We start from the raw sequence: 19,323 nt of genomic DNA, 5'->3' as shown, positions 1-19,323 counted from the left end.
GAAAGATCAGGTTGTGGGGTCGTACCGGCCGCCGACCAGGTCCCAGGCCCGGACACCGCCCACGATTCCGGCCGTGTTCGGGACGATCACCACGTCGTCGCCCATCCGGGCCACCTGCTCGGGCCGGATCAGCCGGGAGTTGCCGCCGCCGAGGTAGAGCCGGTCCCAGCGGAACACCGGCCGCAGGCCGTCCACCACCTGCCGGATCCGCCGGGACCAGAACGCGTCGCCGAGGCGCCGCCGTTCCGGCTCCCCCACGTACGTGTCGTAGGTGGTGTTCCACCGCACCGGCGCGTGCGACAGCTCCAGGTGCGGCGCCAGCACCCCGCCGTCGAACAGCGCGCTGCCCAGCCCGGTGCCGAGTGTCAGCACCAGCTCGCAGCCGGCCCCGGCGACCACGCCCGCGCCGTGCACCTCGGCGTCGTTGAGCACCAGCGCCGGTACGCCGAACGCCTCGGCCAGCGCGGTGCGCGCGTCGTAGCCGGACCACTCGGCCAGCAACTCGGGGTCGACGCGGCTGCGCGGCCCGGAGCGGGTCACGTAGTGCGGCGTCGCCACCACGACGCCGTGCCGGATCATGCCGGGCATGCCGACGGTGAGCCGGTCCGCCGTGGGCAGGCGGGCGCCGAGATCCAGCAGCGTCTTGACGAACAAGGCAGGCGGCAGCGGGTACGGCGTGGGCACGCGCAACGGCCGCGCGCGCATGGTCCCGGCGGCATCCAGCACGGAGGCCTTGATCCCGCCGCCACCGCAGTCGATCGCCAGTGTGGTCACCACGGCTGTGAGTCTCCCTCAGATCGGTGCCGCCGCAAGCGTGGGTCGCGGTAATCCGGATGCGCACGCCGGTAGGCTCGGTGCCCTGATGAGCGCCACGTTGATCGCCAAGGACCTCACCGCCGGCCACGGTGACCGCCTCCTCTTCGAAGACCTCGACCTGGTCGTCGCGCCCGGCGACGTGGTGGGTCTGGTCGGGGTCAACGGCGCGGGCAAGTCCACGCTGCTGCGTACCCTCGCCGGGCTGGTCCCACGCGAGCAGGGCACGGTCTCGCTCAGCCCGCCCACGGCGACGGTCGGCTACCTGCCGCAGGAGCCGGAGCGCCGGCCGGGCGAGACGGTCCGCGAGTTCCTGGCCCGGCGCACCGGGGTCAGCGCCGCGCAGGCCGCGCTCGACGCCGCCACCGAGGCGCTCACCGCCGGGGCGGCGGGCGCCGACGACGCGTACGCGAATGCTCTGGAACGCTGGCTCGACCTCGGCGGCGCGGACCTGGACGAGCGGGCCGCGCAGGTCGCCGCGGAGCTGGGTCTCGACGTCGGCCTCGACCATCCGATGACCGGCCTGTCCGGCGGGCAGGCCGCCCGCGCCGGGCTCGCGTCGCTGCTGCTCAGCAGGTACGACGTCTTCCTGCTCGACGAGCCCACGAACGACCTCGACCTGGCCGGGCTGGACCGGCTGGAACGCTTCGTCACCGGGCTGCGCGCCGGGACCGTGGTGGTCAGCCACGACCGCGAGTTCCTCACCCGCACCGTCACCCGGATCGTCGAGCTGGACCTGCATCAGCGGCAGGTCAACCACTTCGGCGGTGGCTACGCGGCCTATCTGGAGGAGCGGGAGGTGGCGCGCCGGCACGCCCGCGAGGAGTACGAGGAGTACGCCGACACGAAGGCCGACCTGGAGGCGCGCGCCCGCACCCAGCGGGCGTGGATGGAGAAGGGCGTCAAGAACGCCCGCCGCAAGGCCACCGACAACGACAAGATCGGCCGCAAGTTCCGCACCGAGTCGACCGAGAAGCAGGCCGCGAAGGCCAAGCAGACGGCCCGGCTGATCGAGCGGCTGGAGGTGGTCGAGGAGCCGCGCAAGGAGTGGGAGCTGCGGATGGAGATCGCCGCCGCGCCCCGCGCCGGCGCCGTCGTGGCCTCGCTGCGAGGAGCAGTGGTACGCCGTGGCGGCTTCACGCTCGGCCCGGTGGACCTGCAGATCGACTGGGCCGACCGGGTGGCGATCACCGGGGCGAACGGCTCCGGCAAGAGCACCCTGCTCGCCGCGCTGCTCGGGCGGCTCCCGCTGGACGAGGGGCACGCCGCGCTCGGCCCCGGCGTGGTGGTCGGCGAGGTCGACCAGGCCCGGGGACTCTTCCTCGGCGACCAGCCGCTGCTCGACGCGTTCGGCGCCGCCGTACCCGATCTCGCCCCGGCGGACGTGCGGACGCTGCTGGCGAAGTTCGGGCTGCGGGCCGACCACGTGCTGCGGCCGGCGGCGACGCTGTCCCCCGGCGAGCGGACCCGGGCCGCGCTGGCGCTGCTGCAGGGGCGAGGCGTGAACCTGCTGGTGCTCGACGAGCCGACCAACCACCTCGACCTGGCCGCGATCGAGCAGCTCGAATCGGCGCTGGCGAGCTACCCGGGCACGCTGCTGCTGGTGACCCACGACCGGCGGATGCTCGACGCGGTGAGCGTCAACCGGCGGCTGCGCGTGGCGGACGGACGGATCGCCGAACACTGATCCATGCCGAGTCGCGCGTGCGGGTCCACAATGAGCGCATGCTCAAGTGGGAGTACGCGCTGCTGGTCCGTCGTCGTCAACCCGCGTCGACCGACCTCGGGTTCGAGGTCGTCTTCATCTGGTACGGCCCGGACGGCTCCATGATCGACGTGACACCGTACGGCGACACCGCGCTGGCCCACCTGAACCGGGCCGGTGACCAGGGCTGGGAACTGGTCGCGATGAGCGAGGACCCGTCGCTGCCCGGCAACAACGAGCTGCACCGCTACCACCTCAAGCGCCCGAAGGCAGCGGCCGCCCAGCCGCGCCAGCGGATGCGCAGCTCCCGCACCATCCGCCGAACCCTCTCCCCCTGACCCTCCTCCCTCCCTCCCTCCCGCCCGCCCGCCGCCCCTCCCTCCCCGCCCCTCCCGCCCCTCAGCGCGTCGATCTTGCAGTTGCGGCCCCTCGCCTGCCCCTTTTGCGAGCTTGGCCCGGGCCACAACTCCATGATCGACAGCGCCCGCCCCCAAGCCTCCCGTCGGAGCGTGCACCCCGCCCCGAAACCGGCGGTGATCAAGGAGTTCGTGTGGACGTCGCCCTCGAAAAAGGACACAAACTCCTTGATCAACGGGGTGGGGGGTGGCCTCTCGCGATCGAGGAGTTCGGGTCCATCCACGCCGACGCCAGCACGAACTCCTTGATCCCCGAGTCGCGGGAGATCTTGGAAGGAAAGTGCCCCCATGACGGCCGAAATCTTCCAAGATCTCGGGCGCGCCCCGGTGATCAAGGAGTTTGTGTCCTCGCGGGCGTCTTCTGGTGACACAAACTCCTTGATCAACGGGGTGGGGCGGGGCGGACGGCGGGACGGGGTGGAGGAGGACGGCGGACGGGTCGGGGCATATTGGGGTGAAATGGGGGTAACGGGCCGCCGGAGGTGGCGCATGGTGGCGATGGGGCAGACCGCGCTCTCGGGTGAGCGACTCCGGCAAACCGACGAGTTTCTCGCCGAGGCATGGGCCGACCTGGTCCGGCACGACGAGCGGCTACGCGGGACGACCGTCGAGGTGCGCTTCGACCGGGGGGTGGCGCACCTGACCGGCGCGGTCGCCGACCCGGCGCAGTTGCGGCTGGTACGGGAGTTGATCGGCCGGCTGTCGGGCGTACTCGGGGTCTGGTGCCGGGTCGCCGTGGGCGGGCGGGCGCCGGTGGTGGTCGACCTGGGCTGCGGTGCGACCAAGCAGTGGCCGGGCAACCTGGGGCTGGACATCTATCCGGCGCCGGGGGTGAACGCGGTCGCCAATCTCGCCGGCTCGCTGCCGCTGCGCGACGCCTCGGTGGACGTGTTCTTCGCGGTGCACATCGTCGAGCACCTGATCGACTTCCTGCCGCTGTTCGACGAGTGCCACCGGGTGCTGCGGCCCGGCGGTGTGCTCCACGTGATGAGCCCCTGGTGGCGGCACGTGAACGCGGTGGCCGACCCGACCCACGTACGCCTGCTGGACGTGCAGACGTTCAAGGGCATCTGCGGTCAGCGCCCGCCGGGTACGCCGCGCTGGTATCCGCTGCACGTCGGCTGCGACGGCGCGTCGGTCTTCGCCGACCTCACTCCCCTGCCCCCGGACGCGCCGCCCCCACCCGCATCCCACCTGGCCCGCTTCTTCGACTGACCCCGGCCGAGCCGGCCCCACCCCGGACCCGGACCCACCCCGTCGATCATGAAGTTGGCGGCACTCAAGGAGATCGACATCGCCGCCAACTTCATGATCGACGCGGCTGAGACGCGGCCGGGACGCGGCTGGGACGCGGCCGAGACGCGGCCGAGACGCGGCTGAGACGCGGCTGAGACGCGGGGCTAGAGGGGGGCGGACTCTCGCAGGGCTAGGTGGTGAGGGGTTACCAGCTCGCGGGGTGGGGAGTCGCGGTCGGGGCCGAGACGTCCGGCCAGGAGCTCGACCGCCAGGCGGGCGATGCGTTCCTTGTCGGGGGCGACTGTGGTCAGCGTCGGGATCGAGAAGCGGCCGTCCTCGATGTCGTCGAAGCCAGCCACCGCGACGTCCTCGGGCACGCGCAGGCCCGCCTCGTGCAGGGCGCGCAGCGCGCCGAGCGCGAGCGTGTCGTTGAAGCAGAAGACGGCGTCGGGGCGTACCCCGGTGGCGAGCAGGTGCCGCATGGCGGCGGCGCCGTCCGCGCGGTGCCAGGCCGGCGCGGGCGCCACCAGGCGGTCGTCGTACGCGATGCCGGCCTCGGCCAGCGCGGCGGTGTAGCCGGCCAGGCGGAGCCGGGCGCTGGCGCCCTCGGGGGTGCGCTGGGAGCCGATCGCGGCGATCCGGCGGCGGCCGAGCCCGATCAGGTGGGCGGTGATCTCCCGGGCGGCGGCCACGTTGTCGATCATGATGTGGTCGGCGGGGCCGTTGTCGACCCGTTCGCCGAGCAGCACCACGGGCAGGCCGTGCAGGGCGGCGAGGTCGTCGGAGGTGAGCGCGAGCGGGCTCAGGATCAGGCCGTCGATCATGTGGTCGCCGATGCCGCTGGCGGCCTTGCGCTCCTGCTCGGAGCCGCCGCCGGTCTGGTGTATGAGCACCGTCCAGTCGTGGTCGGCGGCGGCGGTGACGACGTGCCGGGCCAGCTCGGCGAAGTAGGGGATGTCGAGCTCGGGCACGGCCAGGGCGATCACCCCGGTACGCCCTTTGCGCAGGTTGCGGGCCGACAGGTTGGGCCGGTAGTTGAGCGCGGCGATGGCCTCCTCGACCCGGGCCCGGGTGTCGGCGCGTACGTGCTGGTAGCCGTTGACGACGTTGGAAACGGTCTTCACCGACACTCCGGCCCGCTCCGCGACGTCCTTGAGCCTGTGCCGCACTGAACTGTCCTCCCGGTGAACGCTGGCCGCACTGTACCGCCTCACGACGACGTGACGACCTCTTCACACGGAGAGTTACAACGTTGCAGAAATTCACGGTCGATCAGGGCGGAGCCCTCCCGACCCGCGCGTCGGGAGGGCTCCGCGGTGCCCGCCTCAGGGGGTGGGGGCGGGCTCGGGGGTGTCCGAGTGCTCGCGCCGGGCGAGCCGGTTCTTGCGGTGGCCGTACCCGAAGTAGATGACCGCGCCGATCAGCATCCAGGCGAGGAACCGCAGCCAGGTCTCCACCGACAGGTTCAGGCTCAGGTAGAGGCACGCCACGGCGGTGAGGATCGGCAGCACCGGCGAGAACGGCACCTTGAACGGCCGCTCCAGGTCGGGCCGGCGCTTGCGCAGGATCGGCACCGCGATCGCGACCAGCGTGAACGCGCAGAGCGCGCCGATGCTGACCAGGTCGGCCAGCGCCGACAGCGGAAGGAAACCGGCGAGCAGCGCCACCGCGACGGTCATGATCCCGGCGATCCGGTACGGGGTACCCCAGCGCGGGTGCACCTTGGCGATGGCGGGCGGGATGAGCCCGTCCCGGGCGATGGCGAAGCCGATCCGGCCCATGGCCACCAGGTCGACCAGGATCACGCTGGTGAGCCCGGCGACGGCGGCGATGGAGACGAGCACCGCGGCCCAGCCGGCGCCGACCGCCCGGAACGCGGACGCGATCGGCGCGCCCTCGTCGATCTCGGTGTACTTGACCATGCCGACCACGACCAGCGAGACGCCGATGTAGAGCACCGTGGAGATGAGCAGCGTGCCGAGCAGACCCAGCGGCAGGTCCCGCTTGGGCTTGCGGGTCTCCTCACCCAGGTTCGCCACGGCCTCGAACCCGGTGTACGCGAAGAACACCACTGCGGCGGCGGTGAGCACCCCGACGAAACCGAAGACGGAGGGCTCCAGCCCGAAGATGACCTGGGTGACCGGCTGCTTGATGCCGTCGTCCCCGGCGCCGGCCGGCTCGGCGGCCGGGATGAACGGGCTGAGGTTGGCCGCCTTGACGAAGAACAGCCCGGCGATGATCACGAAGGCGCAGATCGCCACCTTGACCAGCACCAGCAGGTTGGTGACCCGGGCGGACTCCCGGATGCCGACGATGGCGACCACGCCGAGCACCAGCACGATGCCGATCGCGCCGAGGTTGACGACGCTGCCCTCCTCGGCGAACCAGGCGCTGGGCAGGCCGAACAGGTCGGCGAGGTAGCCGGACCAGCCGCGGGCCACCACCGCCGCGCCGAGCGCGAACTCCAGCAGCAGGTCCCAGCCGATGATCCAGGCGACGATCTCGCCCATCGTCGCGTACGCGTAGGTGTAGGCGCTGCCGGCGGTCGGCACGCTGCTGGCCAGTTCGGCGTAGCAGAGCGCGGCGAGCAGCGCGACCAGGCCGGCGATGCCGAACGAGATCACCACGCCCGGCCCGGCGCTGTTGCGCGCCTCGACACCGGTGAGCGTGAAGATGCCGGTGCCGATCACGATGCCGATGCCGAAGCCCATCAGGTCGACCGCGCCGAGCCGGCGCCGCAGTCCCGGCTTGCCGTCCTCGCCGTCGGCGTCGCCCTGGGCGAGCACGTCCCCGATCGGCTTGGTTCGCAGGACCGACATCTGATCACCTCCCCCGCCGTGTGGCCGCCACGGTGGCGGTCTGTGACCGGGCTAGCTACCCAGCCGTTTTCCGCTCCAATCCCGCACGGCAGGTATCGGAATCGTCACGATCCGGCCGAGGTCGGACGGCGCGGGACATCGATCACCGGTCAAGGTCTTGCGCCGGACACGGATAGATGAAAGTTTCCTACCGGAGGCGTGGGCAGTGCGGCGAATCTTGCCGCAACCCCGCCCGCCGATCGTCCCCCCGGACCCGACGAAGGGACCGCACCGCATGAAGGCAACTCGGCTCGGAGCCGCCGCGCTGGCCGCGGCGCTGCTCAGCGCGCTGGTCGCCGGCACGCCGGCGCAGGCCGCACCCGACGACACCAGCACCGCCACTTCCCCCTCCACCGACTGCGTCACCGACCCGGCCACCCCCAAGCGCCAGTTCCGGGCCATGTGGATCGCCTCGGTGACGAACATCGACTGGCCCACAAAGGACTCCTGGACCGCGCCGGACCAGGTGGCCAAGCAGAAGGCCGAATACCTGGCCTGGCTCGACCTGGCCCAGAAGCTCAACCACAACGCCGTCGTGGTCCAGGTCCGCCCGACCGCCGACGCGTTCTGGCCCTCGCCGTACGAGCCGTGGTCGGAGTACCTGACCGGCGTACGCGGCAAGAACCCCGGCTGGGACCCGCTGGCCTTCCTGGTCGACGAGTCACACAAGCGGAACCTGGAGTTCCACGCCTGGTTCAACCCGTACCGCGTCTCCATGCCCGCCCCCGGCGGCGCCGGCGCCGACCTGTCGCAACTGGCCCCGGACAGCCCGGCCCGCCAGCACCCCGACTGGGTCTTCGCCTACCCGCCCGCCGGCGTCGCCGGCAGCCGGCTCTACTACAACCCCGGCGTCCCCGAGGTCCGCGAGTTCGTCCAGACCGCGATGATGGACGCGGTCAAGCGGTACGACATCGACGGCGTGCACTTCGACGACTACTTCTACCCGTACCCGAGCGGCACCTACCAGGTGCCCGACGACGCCACGTTCGCGGCGTACAACAGGGGCTTCACGGACAAGGCCGACTGGCGGCGGGACAACATCAACCTGCTGATCCAGGAGATGAACGCCAAGATCAAGGCGGTCAAGCCGTGGGTGAAGTTCGGCGTCAGCCCGTTCGGCATCTGGCGCAACGCGTCGGCCGACCCGAACGGCTCGGACACCACCGGCTCGCAGTCGTACGACATCATCTCCGCCGACTCCCGCAAGTGGGTCAAGGAGGAGTGGATCGACTACATCGTGCCGCAGCTCTACTGGTACATCGGCCAGTACCCGGCCGCCGACTACGCCCGGCTCGTGCCGTGGTGGGCCGAGCAGGTGCGCGGCACGCGGGTGCAGCTCTACATCGGCCAGGCCGACTACAAGAGCGGTGACCCGGCGTACGGGTCGTTCTGGATGAACCCGCAGGAGCTGTCGAACCACCTGACGCTCAACCGGTCGTACCCGGAGGTGCTCGGCAACGTGCACTTCTCCGCGGTGCAGGTACGGGCGAACCGGCTTGGCGCCACCGACATCTACGCCGTCGAGCACTACTCCCGCCCCGCGCTGGTGCCCACCATGACGCACCTGCCGCGCAAGCCGCTGCTGTTCCCGGTGGTCACCAAGGCCCAGCGGGAGGCGGACGGGGTACGCCTGAGCTGGCGTCAGCCGGCCGACGGCAAGGGCCCGCTCGGCACCGCCGCGTCGTACGCGATCTACCGGTTCGACGGGCACGGCCTGGCCGGGCGCTGCGACTTCGCCGACGCCTCGCACCTGGTCGGCACCGTGCGGGCCACCGACGGCACCGTGCAGTCCTGGGTGGACACCACGGCGGCCGACGGCGCCCGGTACACCTACTACGTGACCGCGCTGGACCGGCTGGCGAACGAGAGCCCGGCGAGCCCGCCGCGCTTCGTCCGCTGATTCACCCCGAATGCCCCCGGGCCGCCTCGCCGGTCCGGGGGCATTCGTCTGTTCAGGCGGATGTCAGCGAGCCGTTCCCCGGGGCATCGCCCCAGCTCACCCCTTTGATCGACACTTGTCGACACCCGGAGATCCCGGCCACCACCACGCGGAGGTTCCCGTGTCCCGTCGCCTCGCCACCACCCTCGCCGCCGGCGCACTCGCCCTGCTCACACTGCTCGGTCTGGCCACGCCGGCCGCCGCCGCGGTGAGCACCCAGCAGAAGCTGTCCGTCCTGACCAGCTGGACGCAGACCAGCGCGTCCAGCTACAACGCCTGGAACAGCGCCCGGCAGAACCGGTCCCCCTGGACCGAGTACGGCTTCGACTGGTCCACCGACTACTGCTCGTCCAGCCCGGACAACCCGATCGGCTTCAACTTCAAGCTCTCCTGCTACCGGCACGACTTCGGCTACCGCAACCACAAGGCGATGGGCGTCTTCTCCGCCAACAAGGCCCGTCTGGACAACGCCTTCTACGCCGACCTGAAGCGGGTCTGCGCCACGTACAACGCGGTGGTCCGGCCCGCCTGCTACAGCCTCGCCTGGACGTACTACCAGGCGGTGAGCGTCTTCGGTTCGGTCGCCGCCGTGTCCCCGGCCGACCTCGACCGCGCCGCCCGGATGAAGGCCGACGCCGAACGCCACGCCGCCGCCCGCGCCTGACGCACCACGCGGGGAGTCCGCCGCACGGCGGGCTCCCCGGCGCAGTACGGAACGGTCGCCCGCCTCAGCCCGCCGTGCTGCGCGGCTGGAACGCCGGCCAGGAGCCCTGCGCGGGAACGCCGAACCGGGGCGAGTCGGCGGCCAGGTCCGGATGCTCGACGTGCAGCGCCAGCGCAGCCACCTCGTCCAGCCGCAGCCCCGCCCCGGCGCCGTAGGCGGCGTCGAACGCCTCGTCGCCGAGCACCCGGCGCAGCTCCGCCTGCCGGGCCGCCCAGTACGGGCCGTATATCCCCGGCGTGGCCCGCAGGTTCGACCGGGTGGCCTGCGCCGCGCCGAACAGCCGGGCCGCGGAGAGCGCGTCCCCGGCCAGCGCGCAGCGCACCGCTATCGCGTTGATCGTGTCGCAGGCCCGGCCCAGGTAGCCGTGGCTCATCCGCGACCGCAACGCCACCAGCAGGTGCTCGTGTGCCGCCACCAGGTCACCCCGGGCCAGCGCCACCATCCCGAGCAGCATGTCCACCGAACGGCCGCCCCGCTCCGCCGGCCGCGACGCCTCGACCGGGCGGGCCGCGGCGAGCACCTCGGCGGCCTCGTCCAGCGCGCCCCGGCGCCAGAGCAGCTCGGCCAGGTTGTAGACGGCGAGCAGCGCGTCCCCGACCACGTCCTGCGCGTACGCCCAGTCGATCACCTCGCGGCAGACCCGCTCCGCCTCGGCGAACTGGCCCATGTCGACGAGCGGCGCGGCGCGCCCGGCCAGCACCCGGGCCAGCAGCCCCCGGTCACCGGACTGCCGGGCGGCCGCCTCGGCCCGCTGCGAGTACCGCAGCTCCTCGCCGAACTCGCCGTCCGCGCCCGCGTGCAGCGAATGCATGTGGTACGCGGCGGCCAGCTCGGCCTCCGGCATCACCTCACCGGTCTCGGCGAGCCGGCCGTAGAGCCGGAACAGCCAGAGCCGCCCCTCCCGGGCCAGCCCGCGTTCCCGCCACCACTGGTCCAGGTCGCCGGCCAGGCGCAGCCCCGCCCGGGCGCTACCGCCGGTCGCGCACCAGCGCAGCGCGGCCCGCAACTCACCGGCCAGCGGATCCAGCGCGTACAGGGAGAGCGTCACCGGACGGCCGTCCGGCCCGAGGCACGCCCGGTCCAGCGCGTGCCGGCACCAGTCCACGTGCCGGTCCCGGGCGCTCTGCTCCTCGCCCGCCTCGACCAGCCGCCGGGCCGCGTACGCCCGGATCGGGTCGAGCATCCGGTACGTGCTGCCCGAGGCGTGCGGCTCGGCCAGCACCATCGACTTGTCCACGAGCACCGAGAGCGGGTCGAGCGGGTCCTCGCCGAGCAGCCACTGCACGGTGGGCAGGTCCACCGGTCCGGCGAACACCGCCATCCAGCGCAGCAGCCGGGCCGAACGCGCGCCGAGCGTCCGGTACGACCAGGTGACGGTCGCCTGGATGGTCAGGTGCCGCTCACTGGCCGAGCGCTGCACCGCGCGGGTCGCCGGCGTGGGCGGTGCGGCGCCGGTCGCCGCGGCCACCAGGTCCACGGTGTCCTGCTGGTTGCCGCTCCAGCCCGCCTCCACCGGCGGCGGCTCCGCCGTCTCCCGTCCCGCGTCGAGCGTGCCCAGCATGTCGTCCAGCCGCTCCGCCAGCTGCCCGGCGGAGAGCACCCGCAGCCGGGCGGCGGCCAGCTCTATGGCCAGCGGCAGCCCGTCCAGGCGGCGGACCACCCGGTGCAGGTCGGCCTGCTCGGCCGCCTCCGGCGCCCGCCCGCCCCGGGCCACCGCCGTGCGGTCCAGCAGCAACGCCACCGCGTCACTGCCACCGTCGGGCCCCTCGTCCACCGACAGCGGCGGGATCCGCCACACCACCTCACCGGGTACGCCGAACGACTCCCGGCTGGTCGCCAGCACCCGTACGCCCCGGCCACCGGCCAGCAGCCGGCTGATCACCTCGGCCGACGCCGCGGTCTGGGCGTCACAGGTGTCCAGCAGCACGAGCATCCGGCGCGGCGCCGCGTACTCGACGAGGGTGTCGAGCATCGGCCGGCCGGGCTCCGGGCGGAGGCCGAGCACGGCGGCGATCTCGAACGCCACGAGCCCCGGGTCGGTCACCGCGGCGATGTCGACGAACCAGACCCCGTCCGGGTAGTCCTCCACGATCCCGGAGGCCAGCTCCACGGCCAGCCGGGTCTTGCCGGCGCCGCCCGCGCCGAGCACCGTCACCAGGCGGTACGCCTCGACCAGCCGGCCCAGCTCGGCGCGCTCGGCCTGCCGGCCGACGAACGAGGTGACCTGGGTGGGCAGGTTGTGAGCCGCCGCGTCGGCGGTACGCGGGCGCGGGAAACGCCGCTCCAGACCGGGCGCGACGAGCTGGAACAGCCGCTCCCGGTCGTCGAAGCCACGCAGCCGGTGCAGGCCGAGGTCCAGCAGGGACACACCGTCCGGCAGCGGTTCGGCGTGCTTGGCGGTGGCGGCCGAGCAGAGCACCTGCCCGCCGTGCGCGGCGGCGGCCACCCGGGCGGCCCGGTGCACCTCGGGGCTGGCGTACTCGCCGTCGCGCGGCTCGGCGTAGCCGGTGTGCAGTCCCATCCGGACCCGGGGCGTGGCGTCCGGGTTGGGCCAGTCGTGACCGGCGAGCGCGCGCTGCGCGGTCAGGCAGGCGTGCACCGCGGCGGCGGCGTCCGGGAACGCGAGGAAGAACGAGTCGCCCTCGGTCAGCAGCTCGGCCCCGTCGGTGCCGGCGAGGGTGTCCCGCAGCAGCCGGCGATGCTCGTGCAGCACCGGCCGGTAGACCGGGCCCAGCATCCGGGCCAGCCGGGTCGAACCTTCGATGTCGGTGAACACGAAGGTCACCCACCCGCTCGGGAGGTGGTGTTCTGGCGACATACGTCGAACCTCCGCCCGCTGACGTCGGATCCATGCTGCCCTATGATCGCGCCGTCACGCATCGTGAGAACGGTTGGGCGGATTCCGACCCAAGGTGCCAAAAGATCACACGGGCGGCAAGAGCCGGTTCGACCCGCGGGACGAGCGGCGGAAACTCAGCAGCCGCAGGAGCCGCCGCAGCAACCTCCACCGCTGGGAATCCCACCAGTCGGGCCGGAACCACCACGCCCGGTGACGGCGACAGCGGAGAGCAGCTTCACCGTGTCGGCGTGACCCCGCGGGCAGGTGGCCGGCTGGGCGGCCTCGGCCATCGGGCGGTTGACCTCGAAGGTGTCGCCGCAGGCGCGGCAACGGAACTCGTACCGGGGCATGACATCAGCGTACGGCGGACCTGACGCCGTCACACGGATGGGTGATACTCGACGGGTGGTGGACGGCGAACGGCGAGCGACGGCCCGGCCCCTGCGACCCGCCGTGCCGCCCGACGGCGACGCCCGGCCCGTCCCGCGTCCCCGCCGCGAGCGCGACCCCATTCCCCCGAAGCCGCCCGCCGGCCCGGCCCGCGACCCGGACGCCACGGCTGGCGAGCCGAGCACGGACCCGGGCGCGAAGCCGCAGCCCGAGCCGGACGCGAAGCCGGGGCGCACGCCCGACGCCGGAGCCGACACGGACACGAAGGCTGACGCAGGCGCCCCGTCCGGCGAGAAGCCGGAGGCGAAGGCCGAGGCGGCGGACGACGCGCAGCCGGCCGGCGGGCGACGTCGGCGCGTGCCGTTCGCGCACGCCGTCCGCACCCGCCCGCGGCAGCTCGCCGTCGGCGCGGCCAGCGCCACCCGCGCCTGGTCCCGCCGCCCCGCCGGGCGGACCACGCTGCCGGCGCTGTTCCTGCTCGCCCTGGTCGGCGCCGCCACCACGGCCGGCGCGGTGATCGTGCCGGCCGCCGTCGGCAGGCCGGCGTCGGTCGACGAGGCCCTGCCGGAGCCGACCGTGGCGCGGACCGCCGCGCCCGCCGCGACGCCCCTGTTCCCGGACCCGTCCGGGCTGTCCGGCACCGCCGCGCCGACCGGAACGCCGCTGCCCGGCGGCGTGACTGTCGCACCACCCACCGGTCGTCCCGCCGACGCCCTCGCCGACTGGGCGAGGCGGGTCAGCGCGGTCACCGCCATCCCGGTGGTGGCGCTCCAGGCGTACGCCTACGCCGAGCTGGTGCTCGCCCAGACCAACCGTGCCTGCCAGCTGAGCTGGACCACGCTCGCCGCCATCGGGCACGTCGAGTCCGGGCACGGCTCGGCCAACGGCGCCACGCTCGGGCCCGACGGCCGGGCCCTGCCGGAGATCAAGGGGCAGCCGCTCGACGGGCAGGGCGGCCGGTCCCGGATCCTCGACACCGACCAGGGGCAGCTCGACGGCGACCGCGTCTACGACCGGGCGCTCGGGCCGATGCAGTTCATCCCGACCACCTGGCAGGAGATCGGCGCCGACGCGGACAACGACGGCGTGAAGAACCCCCACGACATCGACGACGCGGCGCTGGCCGCCGGCCAGTATCTGTGCAAGGGCGGCCGGAACATGACCATCCCGGGTGACTGGTGGGGGGCCATCCTCTCGTACAACGATGTGCGCCGGTACGCCCAGGCGGTCTTCGACAAGGCCGACGAGTACGGCAGGCTCAGCCGCAACGTGAGGTGACCGCTCGCGTACATTCGCGGACTGAACCCTTCCCCCCGGCAGCGGTTGACGGCAAGCTAGACGGGTGATGGTGCGCGAGTGGAACCCTCGGACCGCCTCGTCCGCCGAGATCGCGTCCCTGCTGGACACGCTGAACGCGGTCCTGGCGGCCGACCTGCCGCAGGACCCGCCCTGGCAGGAGAGCTCCATGCGGGAGTACCTGTCCGAGGTGATGCCCGGCGAGCGGCGGATCTCCTGGGTGGCGCAGGAGGACGACGCTCCGGACGGCACGCCCGGAGCGATCGTCGGGCATGTGCACGTGCTGCTGCTGGGCGGCATCGGCGTACTGGAGGTGCTGGTGCATCCGGCGGTCCGGCGCACCGGGCTCGGCCGTGAGCTGGTCCGGGTGGCCGCCCGCCGGGTGTGGGACGAGGGCTTCCAGTCGATCGGCGTGGAGGTGGTCGGCGACACCCCGGCCGTGGCGTTCTACGAGTCGCTGGGCTTCACCCGCGACTATGTGGAGACCCGCAGCGTGCTCGACCTGCGTACGGTGGACTGGCCGGCGCTGACCGAGATGGCCGCCGAGGTGGGCGCGGGCTATCACGTGGAGTTCTGGCCCGGCGGGCCGCCGGACGAGCTGCTCGAGGCGTACGCGCGGGCCAAGGCCGAGGTGCGCGACTCCGACGACGTGGAACTGCGGCCCAGCTCCTACGACCCGGACCGGCTGCGGGACAGTCTCGCCACGTTGCACCGGCGCGGCATGAAGCCGTACATCGTGCTGGCGTTGCACGAGCGGACCGGGGACGTGGCCGGGCTGACCGAGGTGGTGGTGCCGGCGCAGCACCCGACCCGGGCCGACCAGTACGACACGATCGTCGTCCACGACCACCGTGGTTACGGCATCGACCGGGCCATCAAGGCGCGGATGCTGCTGGAGCTGCGCTCGGCCGAGCCCCAGCTGGTCGAGGTGCAGACCTGGAACGCGCAGGACAACGAGTCGATGCTAAAGGTCAACGCCGAGCTGGGTTACCGCCCCGACCGCGACTGGTGCGAGTACGGGGTGGACGTCGCCGAACTGGTGCACCGGCTGGACAGTCACCGCTGACCGTTCACCGGACGGCCACCGAAGGGCTGGACGGTGGACCCACGAGACCCTTAACGTTCGTTAGTTCCTGTCCACCCACCGTGGAGGCCCCATGCGCCCGCGCCGCACCCTCGCCGCGCTCGCGACCACCGCCGCCGTCACCCTCACGGCGATCGCTGTCGCACCCCCCGCGGCCAGCGCCGCGCCCACCGACCTGCTCATTTCCGAGTACGTCGAGGGGTCGTCCAACAACAAGGCCGTCGAGCTGTACAACGGCACCGGCGCCCCGATCGACCTGGCTGCCGCGGGCTACCAGCTCCAGCTCTACTTCAACGGCGCCAGCACGTCGACGAACATCGCGCTGACCGGCACCGTCGCCGCCGGGGACGTGTTCGTCTTCGCCGCCGCGTCGGCCGCGCCCGCGATCCTCGCCCAGGCCGACCAGACGTACGGCGGGTCGCTGTTCAACGGCGACGACGCGATCGTGCTGCGCAAGGGTGACACGGTGGTCGACTCCCTCGGCCAGGTCGGCGTCGACCCGGGCACCGAGTGGGGCAGCGGGCTCACCAGCACCGCCGACAACACGTTGCGCCGGCTGCCCTCGGTGACCGCCGGCGACACCGACCCGGCGGACCCGTTCGACCCGGCCGCGCAGTGGGCCGGCTTCGCCACCGACACGTTCGACGGGCTGGGCAGCCACACCGTCGGCGGAGGCGGCCCGGTCGACCAGCCGCCGACGCTGGCCTGCGGCGGCGCGCTGACGCTGTCGGCGGGCGCCACCGCGACCCGCGAGGTGACCGCGACCGACGCCGACGACACGATCACCGACCTCGCGGTCACCGCCGTCGTGCCGGCTCCGGCGAGCGGCTCGATCAGCCTTACCGCGTTCACCCCGGCGGCCGGGGACGGTGGCACGGCCACCGCCACGCTGACCGCCACCGGCCTGCCGGCCGGCAGCTACGCGGTCACGGTGACCGCCACCGACGACGACGGCGACACCGCCACCTGCACGCTCTCCGTGCAGGCCACCAGCGTGCTGTCGATCGGCGAGGTGCAGGGCCGCACCGGCGACGACGAGGACGGCCGCGCCGACCGGTCGCCGCTCGCCCCGGCCAGCGGCAACGGCACCAGCTCCCAGTTGTACGACGTGCGCGGCGTCATCACCGGCATGTCGCTGACCCGCAGCTCGGCCGGGGCCGACCAGTGGGGCTTCTACCTGCAGAGCCGGCTCGGCACCGAGGACGGCGACCCGCTCACCTCCGACGGGCTGTTCGTCTTCATGGGCTCGTTCACCACGCTGATCGGCGGGTACGCCCCCACCGTCGGCGACGAGGTAGTGCTGCGCGGCCGGGTCTCCGAGTACTTCAACCAGACCCAGCTCTCCGGCGCCTCGCTGGTCCGCAAGCTCGACTCCGGCCTCGACGTGGACACCGCGGTCCGGGTCGACGACGCGGTCCCGCCGGCCGAGGCGGCCGCCGCCGACCTGTACTGGGAGCGGCACGAGGGCGAGCGGATGCGGGTACGCGCCGGCAGCGGCGTATCCGCGCCCCGGCACATCTACTCCTCCACCGCCGACTCCGAGATCTACGTGCTGGACCGGGAGGACCCGGTCATGAAGCGGTCCGACCCGTACGCCCGCCGGGTGTTCCGGGACGCGCACCCGCTCGACGACATCCCCGGCACGCTCTTCGACAACGGCAACAACCAGCGCATCCTGCTGGGGGCGGGCGGCGTGAAGGCGGCCGCCGGTGACTCCCGCGCGCTGCTGCCCGAGGCGCGCACGTTCGACACGCTGACCGAGGACGCCTACGGCTCCGTGTCGTACGCGTTCAGCAAGTACAGCGTGCAGCCCGAGCAGCTCACCCTGACCGGTGGCGCGGACCCGGCCGCGAACCACCCGCCGCAGCCGGCCGACCGCGGCAGCGAGGTCGCGATCGCCACCTACAACGTGGAGAACCTGTACGACTACCGGGACGACCCGTTCGACGGCTGCGACTTCGCCGGCAACACCGGATGTACGGGGGTCAGCCCGCCGTTCGACTACGTGCCGGCGAGCCAGGAGGCGTACGCCGCCAAGCTGGCCGCGCAGGCCCGGCAAATCGTCAACTCGCTGCACAGCCCGGACCTGATCCTGGTGCAGGAGGCCGAGGACCAGGACATCTGCTCGGTGGTCGACGGCGCCCTGGCGTGCGGTGACACGAACAACGCCGACGGCGCGCCGGACACCGTGCAGGAGCTGGCGCTGGCCATCGCGGCCAACGGCGGCCCCGCCTACGCCGCCGCGTACGACCGCACCGGCGCGGACGCCCGCGGCATCGCCTCGGCGTTCCTCTACCGCACCGACCGGCTCACGCTGGCCGAGGCGACCGCCGCGGACCCGCTGCTGGGCTCCGCGCCGACCGTCCAGTACCGCTCGGCGGCGCTCGCTTCCAACGCGGACGTGCAGAACCCGAAGGCGTTCAACGCGGTGCTGCCCGCCGACGTGGACCGGTCGACCGGCGTGGACGGCAGCAACGTCTACACCCGCGCGGCCCAGCTGGCCCGGTTCACCGTCAAGGCCGCGCCCGGCTCGACCGAGCGGTTCGCGCTCTGGGCGGTCGCCAACCACTTCTCGTCCGGGCCGGACAGCCGGGTCGGGCAGCGCCGCGAGCAGGCCGCGTACGGCGCCGCGATCGTCGCGGCGGTCGAGGCGAGCGACCCGAACGCCCGCGTGGTCTACGGCGGCGACCTGAACGTGTTCCCCCGCCCGGACGACCCGATCGCCACCGCACAGAACCCGACTCCGTCGGACCAGCTCGCCCCGCTGTACGAGGCCGGGCTGCACAACCTCTGGGACGACCTGGTGGCGGACGCGCCCGCGTCGGCGTACTCGTACACCTTCAGCGGCCAGGCGCAGACGCTGGACAACCTGTTCGTGAACGACCCGATGCACGACGACCTGGTGCAGGTACGGACGGCGCACATCAACGCCGACTATCCGACCGACGCGCCGGAGCTGGGTGACCGGGGCGCCAGCGACCACGACCCGCAGGTGGCCCGGTTCCGGTCGCGCGCCTCGCTGCGGGTGGCCGACACCTCGGTGGCAGAGGGCGACAAGGGCACCCGCGCGATGACGTTCACCGTCACCGTGTCCCGCCCGCTCTCCGAGCCGGCATTGATCTGCGCGACCACCTACGGCACGACCGCCCAGGCCGGGTCGGACTACGACCCGTACGTGGGTTGCAAGCTGCTCCCCGCGGGCCAGACCTCGCTGGCGTTCCCGGTCACCGTTCGCGGCGACCGCAAGCGCGAGGCGGACGAGAAGCTCACGCTGTACGTGGCGGGTGTGCCGGGCCTGCGGCTGGCCGACCCGTCCGGCGTCGGGACGATCCTGAACGACGACTGACAGGTGTTCCGGGCGGCGGCCCGTCGATTCGCTCATGGGCGGATCGGCGGGCCGCCGCGGTATCCGCACCGCTGCGGATCGGGCGGGGGCGGCACGTTCCGGTACTTGGCCACCCGCACCTCCCACTGGCTGCGGCGGCGCAGCGCGTCCCGGACCGCCGGTCGCGGTAGAAGGTCTCCGGCGGGCGGGCCAGCCCGTACCGGTCGGCCCACCACTCCCCCGGCTCCGGGTCGGTGACGACGTCGAGGTGGGACGGGTACCGCCGCTCCGCGCCGTCACGCAGGTCGGCCCGGTCACGCATCGGCTTGAGCACCGTGCCGGCCTCGTCGACGACCACGAGCCGGAAGCCGGCCGTGCCCACGATGCGCGACAGCATGGCCAGGCTCGGCGTCAGGCTGCCCGCCTCGATCCGCCCGACCGTGCTCGGATGCACCCGGGCGAACCCCGCTCCGCACCCCTGTGGAAAACCTGGAATCCGCCGCCCGACCAGACCTCGCCGTGCGTCAACCGCCCCACTCAAGGCACACGGAGCGTGACATCACTGTGCGTTAGCCAGTACTGCCGAAGCGAACGCCGCACACTCAAGACAAATAACAACCAATCCGGACACGACGCTCGGAATAGCCGAGCCAAGGAAGACCACCTCAGTCGACTTTGCTCTGCAGCCTTCGAAGCGC

At 72.9% G+C, this 19,323-nt stretch carries 13 protein-coding genes; 8 read left to right on the top strand and 5 right to left on the bottom strand.

The features are described 5' to 3' along the window. Nucleotides 1–6: 6 nt before the first annotated feature. A complete protein-coding gene (locus O7542_RS28850) occupies nucleotides 7–777 on the bottom strand; it encodes an ROK family protein (protein ID WP_274476866.1) in 771 nt (256 codons plus the stop codon). Between the two features lie 85 nt (nucleotides 778–862). Here O7542_RS28850 and O7542_RS28845 point away from each other — a divergent pair, with 85 nt between their 5' ends. The 3 genes from O7542_RS28845 (at nucleotide 863) to O7542_RS28835 (ending at nucleotide 4,149) form a co-directional block, all read left to right on the top strand. Continuing rightward, nucleotides 863–2,500, top strand: a complete 1,638-nt coding sequence (locus O7542_RS28845; protein ID WP_064446663.1) for an ABC-F family ATP-binding cassette domain-containing protein — start codon at nucleotides 863–865, stop codon at nucleotides 2,498–2,500. Between the two features lie 38 nt (nucleotides 2,501–2,538). Next, the gene (locus O7542_RS28840) at nucleotides 2,539–2,856 is read left to right on the top strand and encodes a hypothetical protein (RefSeq protein ID WP_043328117.1); all 318 of its coding nucleotides are present in this window, start codon (nucleotides 2,539–2,541) and stop codon (nucleotides 2,854–2,856) included. A gap of 567 nt (nucleotides 2,857–3,423) precedes the next feature. Then, on the top strand, nucleotides 3,424–4,149 hold the full coding sequence (locus O7542_RS28835) for a methyltransferase domain-containing protein (RefSeq protein WP_043328114.1): 726 nt from the start codon (nucleotides 3,424–3,426) through the stop codon (nucleotides 4,147–4,149). A gap of 185 nt (nucleotides 4,150–4,334) precedes the next feature. On the opposite strand, the gene O7542_RS28830 is transcribed toward O7542_RS28835, so the two are convergent. Both O7542_RS28830 and O7542_RS28825 read right to left on the bottom strand, forming a co-directional pair. Further along, a complete protein-coding gene (locus tag O7542_RS28830; protein ID WP_113973489.1) occupies nucleotides 4,335–5,339 on the bottom strand; it encodes a LacI family DNA-binding transcriptional regulator in 1,005 nt (334 codons plus the stop codon). A gap of 156 nt (nucleotides 5,340–5,495) precedes the next feature. After that, a complete protein-coding gene (locus tag O7542_RS28825) occupies nucleotides 5,496–6,989 on the bottom strand; it encodes an amino acid permease (protein WP_043328110.1) in 1,494 nt (497 codons plus the stop codon). Nucleotides 6,990–7,263: 274 nt separating this feature from the next. On the opposite strand from O7542_RS28825, the gene O7542_RS28820 reads away from it, so the two are divergent. Next, nucleotides 7,264–8,928: a family 10 glycosylhydrolase gene (locus O7542_RS28820; protein WP_281605470.1), complete on the top strand. Its 1,665-nt coding sequence runs from the start codon at nucleotides 7,264–7,266 to the stop codon at nucleotides 8,926–8,928. Nucleotides 8,929–9,088: 160 nt separating this feature from the next. Next, nucleotides 9,089–9,631 carry a phospholipase gene (locus tag O7542_RS28815; RefSeq protein WP_064446667.1) on the top strand — a complete coding sequence of 181 codons (543 nt, stop codon included), beginning with the start codon at nucleotides 9,089–9,091 and terminating at the stop codon, nucleotides 9,629–9,631. A 64-nt stretch (nucleotides 9,632–9,695) separates the two neighbouring features. Here O7542_RS28815 and O7542_RS28810 read toward each other — a convergent pair whose 3' ends face one another. Together O7542_RS28810 and O7542_RS28805 are read right to left on the bottom strand one after the other, a co-directional pair. Then, nucleotides 9,696–12,509: an adenylate/guanylate cyclase domain-containing protein gene (locus tag O7542_RS28810; protein WP_069087771.1), complete on the bottom strand. Its 2,814-nt coding sequence runs from the start codon at nucleotides 12,507–12,509 to the stop codon at nucleotides 9,696–9,698. 155 nt (nucleotides 12,510–12,664) lie between these two features. Further along, nucleotides 12,665–12,880: a zinc ribbon domain-containing protein gene (locus tag O7542_RS28805; protein ID WP_043328103.1), complete on the bottom strand. Its 216-nt coding sequence runs from the start codon at nucleotides 12,878–12,880 to the stop codon at nucleotides 12,665–12,667. Nucleotides 12,881–12,917: 37 nt separating this feature from the next. On the opposite strand from O7542_RS28805, the gene O7542_RS28800 reads away from it, so the two are divergent. The 3 genes from O7542_RS28800 (at nucleotide 12,918) to O7542_RS28790 (ending at nucleotide 18,646) form a co-directional block, all read left to right on the top strand. Further along, nucleotides 12,918–14,198 carry a murein transglycosylase gene (locus O7542_RS28800; RefSeq protein ID WP_281605469.1) on the top strand — a complete coding sequence of 427 codons (1,281 nt, stop codon included), beginning with the start codon at nucleotides 12,918–12,920 and terminating at the stop codon, nucleotides 14,196–14,198. A 67-nt stretch (nucleotides 14,199–14,265) separates the two neighbouring features. Beyond that, on the top strand, nucleotides 14,266–15,282 hold the full coding sequence (locus tag O7542_RS28795; RefSeq protein WP_043328100.1) for a GNAT family N-acetyltransferase: 1,017 nt from the start codon (nucleotides 14,266–14,268) through the stop codon (nucleotides 15,280–15,282). A 91-nt stretch (nucleotides 15,283–15,373) separates the two neighbouring features. After that, nucleotides 15,374–18,646 (top strand): lamin tail domain-containing protein, encoded by a 3,273-nt coding sequence (locus O7542_RS28790; protein ID WP_281605468.1) that lies wholly within the window; start codon nucleotides 15,374–15,376, stop codon nucleotides 18,644–18,646. Nucleotides 18,647–19,323 lie beyond the last annotated feature (677 nt).

This window comes from Micromonospora sp. WMMC264, from assembly GCF_027497275.1.
Taxonomy (GTDB): Bacteria; Actinomycetota; Actinomycetes; order Mycobacteriales; family Micromonosporaceae; genus Micromonospora; species Micromonospora chalcea.
Note: the sequence above shows the minus strand (reverse complement) of the source record. Positions and strands in the feature narration are given on the sequence as shown.